Below are 11,675 nucleotides of genomic sequence, written 5' to 3' on the forward strand. Positions count from 1 at the left end.
CCAACGGTTTCCTAAGACCATTAGATAACAGAATCGAGTCATTCAGCTTATGAGTATATAGTCTCAACACTATGACGGGAAGCATGCTTTTAGTGTAGTTGATCTACAAGGAGTGGAAGCTTCATCCCACTAAGAACCGACTTCCATCTGATTCTATTTTACACAGAAACAGCACGGAATAACCAAGCAGAACCCATGGATAGTATTAAATTGTCAAAGATCAAAAGTTAACTAGATGACTAAAAGTTTTGAAAATTTTCTCCCCCATGGGGGAGAAGCTTCTGAACTATTTAAGAAATTAACAACCAAAGAAGATAAGTACAATTCTTATCTTCAAACTTATTATACGAGGAGTGTTTTTATGACACCAGACAAAATTGGTTTCAGTTTTTTAATTATTGGTGCTTTTCTACTAGCGGGTAAATTTATTCGAACACGAACAAAGTGGTTGCAGAATTTATTTTTGCCGAGCTCTATCATTGGAGGCTTTTTAGCATTAAGTTTTGGGCCAGACGTATTGGGCCGACTTACTTCGCAATTTTTAAACGAAAATTCTATTTTTTATAATGGTTTGCTTCCCGAATTCATCTTAGAGGTATGGCGCCCGTTATCCGGCCTATTTATTAACGTTATTTTTGCCGCTTTACTTTTAGCTAAACCTGTACCTAGTCTTAAGAAAATTTGGAATAATTCAGGTCCTCAAATAGTCATGGGGCACACTGTTGCTTGGGGACAATATGTTGTTGGGTTACTGCTGACACTTTTTGTATTGACGCCATTTTTTGGAATGGATCCATTAACAGGAGCCTTAATTGAAATTGCATTTGTTGGAGGACACGGAACGGCAGCTGGATTATCAGATACCTTTGCCTTGCTTGGATATGCTGAAGGGGCTGACCTCGCGTTAGGCTTAGCGACAATGGGTATTTTTGGAGGGGTTATTTCCGGGATTGCTATAATTAATATTGGCTTTCGTAAAGGATATGCAAAGCCACAAGGAGAAAGACCGACGTTTTCTGAAGAAGAGAAAGAGCAGATTACTGAATCCTATGGTTATGATATTGAACAAGAAGTGAAGCAACCTAAAGCGATTGAACCCCTAGCTTTCCATCTGTCACTGATTGCCATTGCTATTTTATTTGGTTATATCTTCCAGCAAGCCTTGATTATACTTGAAGCCTATACATGGGGAGCGTGGACGGATGTTTACTTGTTCACTTATTTACCCCTTTTCCCACTTGCAATGATTGGGGGAATCGTTGTTCAAATGATTTTTGGCAAGTTGAATCTACGAAATTATATCGATCCTAACTTAGTGAGTATGATCTCAGGTTTTGCCTTAGATATTCTCTTAGTATCTGCACTCGCGACGTTATCCCTTGATGTCATTGGGGATAACATTATTCCGTTCTTGCTGATTTCACTAGCAGGAATAGCCTGGAACTTATTTGCATTCTTATACCTTGGTCCGCGAATGATACCTGACCACTGGTTTGAGAGAGGGCTTGGCGACTTTGGACAGGCAACAGGTATGGCAGCGACAGGTTTACTCCTGATGAAAATAGCTGATCCAGATAATAAAACACCAGCTTTAGAAGGCTTTGGTTACAAGCAAATAATGTTTGAACCCTTTGTCGGTGGAGGGCTTGTAACATCGGCATCGCTCCCATTAATCTATCAATTTGGACCAGTGACTTTCTTAATTATAACGACCGTCGTCACTTTATCTTTTTTAGTGTTTGGTTTAGTTAAGTTCAAACCAAAAAAATAGTAAGCTATAATTTATAAATAAAAAAGCTCTCCAATTATTTGGAGAGCCTTTTTAAAGCGTTTCGATACCGCGCATGATAAATGGAAGCAAAGGTTCGATAAACTCTCCAGCGGTTTCGTCTTGGTCAGAATGTTTCCAGTCCAGACTGATCCCCCGTACGGTAAATGTTAGCCAATTAGCCAGTTTATCTAACAAGCGTGTTTCGGTTTGGGGATTAATCTCAATGAGTTTTGTTCTAAAGATATTAACTAATTCAAGCTTTATGATCGCATCGATTGCTTCTTTTTCTTCTTGCCCTGAAACGCTTGGCACTGAAGTCTCAAAACGCGTCAAAGATAGAAAAACAGTTTCAATGGTTTCTTCAATAGACATGCTTGTTTTTTGTTTTTCACAGCCTAAATTCAGATGCAGTTTCTCTTCAACCACTTTTTCCAGCAAGTCGTACTTATCAAGAAAATGGTTATAAAAGGTGGCACGATTGATCATTGCTTCAGTGGTAATATCTTTTACAGATATTTCCGAAAAGGATTTGGTTTGGAAAATCTGTATAAATGCTTCGGTGATTAATTTCCGTGTGCGCAATACACGTGGATCTGTCTTTGTCTGCATGATAGTCATCTGCCTCCATAGCATGGATAAGTAAATCAACGATAATAATAAAGTGTAACTTAAACAACACTTTTACTATACTGTTGGTTTAACTTTTAGTCAAGATGAACTATAATAAACAGAGTAGCAAGCTTACTAAAAGTTAGTTGAAAAAATGAATACATTTAACAGGAGGAATTTTTTTATGGTAAATATAGGAATCATCTTAGGTAGTACCCGTGACGCACGTGTGAGTAGACAAGTTGCGGAATATGTTTTAGAAAAAACAAAAAATGTTGACACTGCGGAGTTTGAGATTGTCGATATTAAGGATTATGACTTACCGTTATTTAATGAAACAGTGCCACCAGCTATGGCAAATAAAAGTTATGAAAATGCCGAGCAGACACGCTGGTCTAAAAAAATCGATGAACTTGATGGCTTTATCTTTATTACACCAGAATATAACAATACTATTACACCTTCTTTAAAGAACGCTTTTGATTACCTGGGATCAGAATGGGGAAATAAAGCAGCTGGAATCGTCACTTATGGATCAACACTTGGTATTGCTGCACAGTTGAGCCTGCGTCATATTTTATCCAATTTCAATGTGGCAACAGTTGGACCCGCTGGCGCATTCAGTTTATTTACGGACTTTGAAGAGATGGCGACATTCCGCCCATCAGATGTTCATCATCCAACGATTCAAGCCTTACTTGAAACGACAGCTGCTTGGAGTAAGGCATTAAAACCCGTACGTGCATAAAAAAATACTAAAAAGACTAAACGGAGGTACCAACCCCCAAAAGTTAGAGTAAACAATCTAACTTTTGGGGGTCTTTTTGTATGGCATATCAAGAGAGGGGGATCATGAGAAGTGAGGGCTAATTTAGTAAAATCATTAAAGGACATACTATGTTGGGTACTGTGCTATAAACGTAGTCTAGTAGTGATCCATGAGCATTGGAAAAGTGATAGTAACAGAAGTGCCTAGGCCTGGTTTTGAATTGATCGATAATTGTAAGTTTAACCTGTCACACAATTTTTTACATAAATATAATCCAATACCAGTACTTTTTTTAAGTTTTCTTCCGTTTGACCCTGTAAAACCTTTATCAAAGACTCTGCTTAAATCTTTTTCATCTATCCCAATTCCATTATCACAAATAGTTAAAGTAACTGAATTTTCATGCGTTTGAGTGCTTATATGTATCTTAGCATCAGTTGGCGTTCTATATTTTATGGCATTTATAATCAGCTGATTAATTATGAATTCAAGCCACTTCGCATCACTATAAACAATCGTATCAATGGCATCTAATTCCAATTTTATTTTTTCATTTATAAAATCTTTGGCATTTCTTTTGACAACATCTGTTATAACGTGCTTAAGGTTAAGGGATCTTATAATATAATCTTTTTCAACATTATTACTTCTTGAGTAATAGAGTACTTGTTCAACGAAGTCTTCAATTTTTTCTAACTGTGTCTCAATTTTATGTGTTGTTTCATTGGGATTATTTTCTATAATAAGTTTGCTGGAGGCTATAGGAGTTTTAATTTCATGAACCCAGGTTTCAATATATTCTCGATAATCTTCTTTATTATCCTTGTAAAAATTGATGTGTTCATGCATATCTCTGCTAACGACTTTAAGAATATCGTTGACCTCATCACCTATTGGAAAGTGTGTATCGGTAATGACTTCTGGGAGTAAATATTTTTTATCTAATTTATCCATAAGAGTATTAATCGACTTGAAATACTTTCTTTGTTTTAAATAGTCAAGAATCATAAAGCTGGTTAAAGGCAAAAACCAAAGTAAGAAGGTATAAAGAATAAGAGTAGTATTAAAAGCACTATAAAATAGGATCCCTGCCAAAATTAGAAAGCCAATACTGTTGGCACCAAGAAATACAACTTTATCATTCAAATAATTTTTTATAGTCATTGTATAATATATCCTAGTCCTCTCTTTGTTTTTATTAAATCTTTTATACCTATTTCTTCTAGTTTCTTTCGTATCCGTGTAACGTTAACACTTAAAACACTATCTTCTACAAAATAGTCTGAATTCCATAAATATTCCATTAATGCTGAGCGTGATATTATTTGCCCCCTGTTCTCGATTAAATAAGCTAATATTTTCATTTCATTTTTAGTCAAGTCTATTTCATGAGTGTCATATTTTAATCGAGCATTTGCTAAATTTAATTGAATACCGTCGCAAGTGAGTATATTGCTTTGGGCTGGGGTTGATCCGCTTCTTTTTAATAAAGAGCTAATACGTGCCAAGAGTATCTGTGAATGATAAGGTTTACTCACGAAGTCATCTGCACCAAGATTCATACTCATTAATTCGTCTGAATCTGTATCTCTACTTGTTACCATTATTATAGGGATATCTGATTTTTTGCGTACTTCCTTGCAAATATAATACCCATCATAGTTAGGAAGGTTGACATCGAGAAGTAATAAATCAGCCTGTTCATTTAAAATAAAAGCCACTATATTATCAAAATTCTCTGGGGCCGCTATGCGATAGCTGTATTTTTTCAAGAGATTCGTAAGTTCTTCGCGTATGATCTGTTCATCTTCAATTATGATGATTTTTTCCAATTAAATTCCACCCCTTTTACTTATTATATAGTAAGTTTTGTATATTAAAAAATCTATTTGCCTCAACAAATAGATTTTTTAGCTGTTCATTTAAATTTTACTTAAAACAATGTTTTTATACCCAATATAAGTTGTGTAAAAATAAATGGCATAGATGCTGCTTAAAAATCCAGCTGTGATTAGTGAGGCTGTTCCAATATCAGGCTTGTTAAAAGCTGAGATGAAGTCGTTCGCAACCTGTATTCCAACAATTGAATGGACTAAAGCTAAGCCAATAGGGATACTAAAGTAAATCAATGTTTGAACAAAAATAGTTTTAATTATATTTTTTTTACTTGCCCCTAATTTTTTTAGTGAAATATATCGGGGAATACTGTCGCTTGCTTCGCTTAATTGTTGAAGAGCGAGTACAGCCATACTACTAATTAGAAAGACAATACCTAAATATATACCAACAAATAATAGCGTTGTCGTTAGACCTTTGTTTTCTTCATATATCTGAGATCTTGTATTACCTAAGATAAAACTACCTTCAGTAGGATCTATCTTACCTTGTTTGTAATCGTACATTAACTCTTCGAAATCTTTTTTTGACTGAGAATTACTTTTGTTTGCAAATTCAATATTTACAACACTTGTGATCACAGATGCATCGTTAAGAAAGGCATCATCTATAATAATTGTCAGTAAATTATTTTCTGCAAAATCTGTTTTCAAATTTGTATTTATAACATCAGTATTCTGAATTTCATATACACTATCGCTTAATTTCAATGTGTCGTTGTCATCCATAAAGGTTTGGATTTCAGCAGCTAATTCTGAGTAATTGGAAGTTAAAAGCAGATCTGAGTCATCTAACTGAATTTCTTGTTTGCCTTCCAACTTTCGAATGTTATTATAGTCAGATGCTTTTATAAATGAAACCTCGAATTGGAATTGGTTTAAATCCTTTTCCATGGGAAGAATATCTGAAATTTTAAGATCTTTAGTATATTCATTATAAAAGACCACTTCATCTTCTTCATCAAATGTGAAATTTAAATTATCAAGTGCAGTACTGATATTTTTTATTTCATCCTCTTCATCGACAAATAAGTAGGCACTAGCATCAAAAGGTGTTGAACCCTTAAGGCCTGATTCTAAAGCACTCTTGAAACTAAAACCTGTTGATAGAATACCTATTGTCAAAAACAACATTAAACAAACGACGGACATTGATATGAAATTTGTATTTATTTTACTGTTAATTTGTTTGATTACAAAGATATTTAAACCTTTGAAGTATATTTTTTTATTTCGTTTAACGATATATAATGCGGCACCCGATAAGCTATAAAAAAAGAGAAGAGTACCTGCCATACCAAGAATTATAGATAATATAAACTTGAAGTTTTTTGGATCCAAGCCAACATCTAAAATCAATACATAAGCACTCCCCAAAGATAGAATACATAGTAGGAAAGTAATTAGATATATGACTGGGTTTTTAAATTTAATTTCTTCGGTCTTCCTCCCAACAGTTAGTAAATCTATTATTTTATATTTAGCTATTATATATGTGTTGAAAATCATGACAAGGAAATACATCATACCAAAATATGCTATCGTTTTTAATATTGACGACAAAGATATTATGAAGCTATAGTTGTCTAAATTTATTTCAAATAATTTAGAGACCATTATCGACAAGCCTTGAGATGTTAGTAAGCCAACCATGATACCACTTATTAAAGAAAGGGCTCCAACTAAGAGTGTTTCATAAATTAATATTTTAGAAATAGTCCCTTTGCTCATACCCAACGTCATGTATATACCGAGTTCCTTATTTCTTTTCTTTATTAAAAAGTTATTTGCATAGAGGATTAAACTCCCTAGTATAAAAGCTACAAATACTGACATATATGAGATAATAGTGGATAAGGTGTCGACGTAACTTTTTCCTGAAATTTCAATATCTGTAAGCACCTCTTGAGATTCCAAGGAATTGAAACTATAAAAAATGCAAACAGCTAAAGTTAAAGTTAAAAAGTAGATGGAATAATCTTTAAAACTTTTTTTAACATTTTTGATTGCTATTTTAAAATACATCGTTGTCATCTCCTCCTATAAGAGTTATGACATCAATAATTCTGTTGAAAAATTCTTTTCTCGTATCATTTCCTCTTACTAACTCGGTAAATAGTTTTCCATCTTTTATAAATAGAATTCTATGTGCATAACTGGCTGTAAATGCATCATGTGTAACCATTAAAATTGTAGCGTTTAAGTCTGTGTTTAACTTTTCAAATTTTTCTAATAGTAGACGTGCTGATTTTGAATCAAGCGACCCAGTCGGTTCATCGGCTAGGATTAATGAAGGATCAGTAACAATAGCCCTGGCAGAGGCAACTCTTTGTTTTTGTCCGCCTGAAATTTGATACGGGTATTTGTTTAATATATCCTCAATACCTAAGTAAGTGGCAACACTTCTAATTTTTTCATCGACATTTTCTACTTTTTCTCCTTTTATAGTCAAGGATAAGGCTATATTTTCATAAGAAGTTAGCGTATCAAGAAGATTAAAATCTTGAAATATAAAACCTAATTCGTTTTGTCTAAAAATATCAAGTTCTTTAGGTTTTAGGCGTGTAATATCCTTGTCATTAATCATTATTTTTCCTGTTGTCACACTATCAATTGTTGATATACAGTTTAGCAGGGTTGTCTTACCACTGCCACTAGGTCCCATGATTCCAGCAAATTCACCTTCTCTGACTTCAAAGTTTATATTATCGATAGCCTTTGTCATGTTTTCTTCATTACCATAGTACTTTTCGATTTTTTCCACAGCTAATATGTTTTTCATTTTCAAACTCCTTTTTGATTACATCTGTATGTTTTCTTCTTGGTATGTTACTCATTCATTCTATTAAATTAAAGTGCATTTACATAGTGGTTAAGCTTACATAAATCTTTCATTTTTGAAATGTTTCTCTTTCATTTATTAAAGATTATATGATGTGGGTTATAAAAAATCATTTAAAAATTAGATTAACATTTTTTACACATTGAAAAGTATGACCTATAAATGAGATAAGGAAAAGTAATAGTAATAGTGTACAGGAGAACGTTCTCTCTCAATAATTATAACAGTATATTCATGATACAATAGAGGTAATAGAAGACGTACCTTTTACAAGAAAAGATAGGAGTATATCACTCGTTTAATAATATTAAAAGGAAAGAAAATGGATTCTGTAAGGCTTCAATGCTTTGGAATGACTTAATTTAAGAAGGTTTACTCTGAAAGGGGGGATACTCCTTTAGATAAATATTAATATAGATATTCCAGATTTGATGTTCAGCAAGAATATATCAATGAAAGAAGGGCGTGATTGAGTGATACACTTGCAAAAAAATAATCTCACTGTATTTAAAAGTGTACTATTTCAAACAACCTCAGCTGTGATTATAGGAGAAGAATCCATTATTTTAACGGATCCGACCTGGCTGCCACAAGAAATCAGAGAAATAAAAGAGTATATAGATGAAGTCAAAGATAACCGTCAGCTATACATCATTTATACACATAGTGACTTTGATCATATTATCGGTTCAGGTGCTTTTCCGGGAGCAACCGTGATTGCTTCAGAAGCTTTTCAAGCAAATTCAATAAAACAAAATATTCTAGAAGAAGTAAACGCGTTTGATCAGGAGTATTATATAGAACGTGATTATGAAGTGGCCTATCCGATTGTTGATAACGTGATCAAAAAAGATGGATCAACCATTAAATGTGCTGATATGACGCTGACTTTTTTTAAAGCACCAGGACATACAGATGATGGACTATTCACAATTGTGGAACCTTTTGGAATTTTTCTTTCAGGGGACTATTTATCCGATGTTGAGTTTCCTTTTATTGCAAGTAGCTATAAGGATTATGTGAGGACAGTCGAAAAAGCTGAAAGATTAGTAGAGGACTACGCTATTGCTTTTCATGTGCCAGGACATGGAAACGTTACGGACCAAACAGATGAAATACGTGACCGCATTTCTTTTTCAAAGAATTATTTGAAGAGATTGAAAGCTGATGATCAGACATTAGAAAAAGATTTGAGAAAGAAGTATCGTTTTTTTGAAGGAATGAAAGAGAGTCATTATCAAAATTACAATTATTTAAATGAGTAACGACGAGGTATTTAAAAAAAAAGAACCTATAGAACCCACGAAATATTTAACTATATAAAGAATCCTGGTAAACCAGAAAACTTAACTGGTTTACCAGGATTTTTTACATACATAATTTTATTAGCTGGAATAAGCTACGAATCATTAACTAATTCTTCTTCTTTTTTATACTCCAGGATGTCTCCAGGCTGACAATCCAGTGCCTCACAAATCGCTTCCAGAGTAGAAAAGCGAACAGCGACAGCTTTACCAGTTTTCAACTTAGATAAATTAACATTAGAAATACCAACTTCATCGGCTAAATCTTTGAGCATGATTTTTCTATCAGCCATAACTCTATCAAGTCTAACAATGATAGGCATTTGAATCATCCTCTCTCTAAACTGTATCGTCAGCAAACTGCTGCAAGTTGATGCCGTAATTGAAAATTTCTGCTGCGGCAAATAAAATCAGACCAATCAATAAGGAAGAACCGACACCTATAATATAATAGTAACCACTTTCCATCATGATAGTTACCAAAAGCGAGTATATAATCGGGAAAACTATATCTGAAACGATGAGTATCAATCCTAAATTTTTGACAGATCGGGAAAAGTCCATAGAAAAAGGTGAGTTTCCATCAGCTAAATATGTAAACAACTGACTGCCTTTCCATAAAACATAACAGTTGACGATAACAATTAAGGGAACAACAAATGATGCGGCTTGCTTGAGGGGAAACAACTTGTTAGTTGTAGCTCCACCTATACCATTTAGTATCGGAAAATCCGGACTGGGGAAATTAAACCAGACGTCGCTTGAGGTAAAGAAGTAAGAAAAGAATAGGGTTGCTACAGATAAGCCAAACCAAATAGCTGCAATCCTTAAAAGAACTGATGCAAAACGACTGACATTTTTGAATTGTTTAATATTCATTTGTCTCACTCCATTTCGTTGATTTAACATCAGTATACTTTTTTATATATCAAAGTCAACAATAAATTAACGATAAACGATAATTTTTATTTGATAACGGATAAGTAATATCCTGATAATTATCTTGATCAATTAATGAAAGAGTTTTTTTAGAAAAAATACAAAGTTTTTGGGATTAAACAGTTAAACATTAAAGGACACAGCAATTAGACTAAACACACACGAAGCTTTACCCGAATAACAGCATGACATCCCACAGACAAATACTATAGAAATATGCAAACGATTTGAATACGATAATATGCTACAATTAGTAATAACTGATCAATTACAGGCAAACGATGACCATAAAAATCAGAATAAAGGACAGGTATTTATGAAAAATAAACGTATCTATTTAAGTATTGCGGTGGTGCTCTTTCTTCTTTTCTTACCCTACATAGCTTGGCAGCTTGATTCAGAAAAAAAGTTCGATGTTTTGATTTTAGATAAAACGGTGCCAGATCAAACTTATCAAGAGCATAAAGGAATAACTTGGGTACTGAATCATTATAAATACTTGAAAAATGATGGAACATTATACGATCTAGCGCAAGATTATAGTGGTTTTCATCCACAGGAAGAAAAACAGTACCACATTTCACAACTATCTGAGAATATGAAAGAGTATGACCTTATTTATATGGCGGATACTTATGGGGTTTACGAAAATGAATACTACGATGAGAATAAAGAAGGAACACGTTCAGAACTGATATACGGTGGCTTAACAGATGAAGAAGTCGCGTATATTGAAGAAAAATATATTTCCCAACATGTACCAGTGATTGCTGAATTCAATAGTTTTGCCAGTCCGACATCGCCTGAAGTTGAACAACGTCTAACGTCTTTACTAGGTATTCAATGGAATGGTTGGTCAGTACGTTATTTTAATGAGTTGGATCCTGAGCTGAAAAGCGATATTCCCCAATGGATCATAAAGAACTACGAACAGCAAACGAATGAAAACTGGAATTTAAGCGGCTCGGGCTATGTTTTCGTAAAAAATGATGAGTCAGTATTGGTTCTAAAAGAAGGACAGGACTTTGAAGGTGAAGGAATAAGATTTGAATTCAACGAACGAGGACAAGAATTTTTTGATACATCTCTGTCCTCACATTATGATTACTGGTTTGATATTGTTGAGTCAGATTCCTCGGAAGTTTTAGCAGAATATTCGCTCGGACTGACCGAAAGCGGAAAACAACACTTGAGTGATTATGATATTGAAAACACATTTCCGGCAGTGACGCGTAATATTAAATCGAAGACACCGGCATATTATTTTGCCGGCGATTATGCGGATATGCCTGTGACACCCTCGATAGTTAGATATAAAGGGATGGACTGGTTGAATAAAATGATAAGTCGACTGCAGGGGAATGCGTCCCACTCGTTTTTTTATCGTGCTTATTTACCTATGATGAATATAATTTTACAGGAAGAATACGATGAGAAAAACTCAGATATTGAAAGAGATTAAAAATGCATGATTCATGAAGTTGAGAATTGATTTCGTAGTCGATAGTAAAGATAAGATGTAAATTATCACCAAATGCGTGCCCTC

The 11,675-nt window shown here is 33.9% G+C and carries 11 protein-coding genes; 4 read left to right on the forward strand and 7 right to left on the reverse strand.

Annotation, left to right across the window (positions count from 1 at the left end; genetic code table 11):
• Positions 1 to 361 precede the first annotated feature (361 nt).
• Positions 362 to 1,771 (forward strand): sodium/glutamate symporter, encoded by a 1,410-nt coding sequence (locus BMX83_RS09465; RefSeq protein WP_091636447.1) that lies wholly within the window; start codon positions 362 to 364, stop codon positions 1,769 to 1,771.
• Positions 1,772 to 1,822: 51 nt separating this feature from the next.
• Here the strand turns inward: BMX83_RS09465 and BMX83_RS09470 are convergent, their stop codons facing one another.
• Positions 1,823 to 2,380 (reverse strand): TetR family transcriptional regulator, encoded by a 558-nt coding sequence (locus BMX83_RS09470; protein ID WP_177170566.1) that lies wholly within the window; start codon positions 2,378 to 2,380, stop codon positions 1,823 to 1,825.
• A 184-nt stretch (positions 2,381 to 2,564) separates the two neighbouring features.
• Between BMX83_RS09470 and BMX83_RS09475 the strand changes: the two genes are divergently transcribed.
• Positions 2,565 to 3,128, forward strand: a complete 564-nt coding sequence (locus BMX83_RS09475; RefSeq protein ID WP_091636423.1) for an NADPH-dependent FMN reductase — start codon at positions 2,565 to 2,567, stop codon at positions 3,126 to 3,128.
• A 177-nt stretch (positions 3,129 to 3,305) separates the two neighbouring features.
• Here BMX83_RS09475 and BMX83_RS09480 read toward each other — a convergent pair whose 3' ends face one another.
• From BMX83_RS09480 to BMX83_RS09495, 4 genes are all read right to left on the reverse strand, one after another.
• The gene (locus BMX83_RS09480) at positions 3,306 to 4,313 is read right to left on the reverse strand and encodes a sensor histidine kinase (protein WP_091636425.1); all 1,008 of its coding nucleotides are present in this window, start codon (positions 4,311 to 4,313) and stop codon (positions 3,306 to 3,308) included.
• The gene (locus BMX83_RS09485) at positions 4,310 to 4,981 is read right to left on the reverse strand and encodes a response regulator transcription factor (protein WP_091636428.1); all 672 of its coding nucleotides are present in this window, start codon (positions 4,979 to 4,981) and stop codon (positions 4,310 to 4,312) included. The genes BMX83_RS09480 and BMX83_RS09485 overlap by 4 nt, the downstream gene beginning before the upstream one ends.
• A 90-nt stretch (positions 4,982 to 5,071) precedes the next feature.
• The gene (locus BMX83_RS09490; protein ID WP_091636431.1) at positions 5,072 to 7,069 is read right to left on the reverse strand and encodes an ABC transporter permease; all 1,998 of its coding nucleotides are present in this window, start codon (positions 7,067 to 7,069) and stop codon (positions 5,072 to 5,074) included.
• Entirely contained in the window at positions 7,059 to 7,826 is a 768-nt protein-coding gene (locus BMX83_RS09495) for an ABC transporter ATP-binding protein (protein ID WP_091636433.1), read from the reverse strand. Before BMX83_RS09495 ends, BMX83_RS09490 begins: the two co-directional genes overlap by 11 nt.
• A gap of 533 nt (positions 7,827 to 8,359) precedes the next feature.
• Between BMX83_RS09495 and BMX83_RS09500 the strand changes: the two genes are divergently transcribed.
• Complete coding sequence (locus BMX83_RS09500; RefSeq protein WP_091636436.1) at positions 8,360 to 9,151, forward strand: MBL fold metallo-hydrolase; 792 nt, start codon at positions 8,360 to 8,362, stop codon at positions 9,149 to 9,151.
• Positions 9,152 to 9,285: 134 nt separating this feature from the next.
• Here the strand turns inward: BMX83_RS09500 and BMX83_RS09505 are convergent, their stop codons facing one another.
• Positions 9,286 to 9,513 (reverse strand): helix-turn-helix domain-containing protein, encoded by a 228-nt coding sequence (locus tag BMX83_RS09505; protein WP_091636438.1) that lies wholly within the window; start codon positions 9,511 to 9,513, stop codon positions 9,286 to 9,288.
• A gap of 16 nt (positions 9,514 to 9,529) precedes the next feature.
• The gene (locus tag BMX83_RS09510; protein WP_177170567.1) at positions 9,530 to 10,069 is read right to left on the reverse strand and encodes a DUF2975 domain-containing protein; all 540 of its coding nucleotides are present in this window, start codon (positions 10,067 to 10,069) and stop codon (positions 9,530 to 9,532) included.
• 301 nt (positions 10,070 to 10,370) lie between these two features.
• On the opposite strand from BMX83_RS09510, the gene BMX83_RS09515 reads away from it, so the two are divergent.
• Positions 10,371 to 11,591: a hypothetical protein gene (locus BMX83_RS09515; protein ID WP_143059527.1), complete on the forward strand. Its 1,221-nt coding sequence runs from the start codon at positions 10,371 to 10,373 to the stop codon at positions 11,589 to 11,591.
• Positions 11,592 to 11,675 lie beyond the last annotated feature (84 nt).

Origin of the sequence: Alkalibacterium gilvum, from assembly GCF_900109085.1 — a bacterium.
GTDB classification, from domain to species: domain Bacteria; phylum Bacillota; class Bacilli; order Lactobacillales; family Carnobacteriaceae_A; genus Alkalibacterium; species Alkalibacterium gilvum.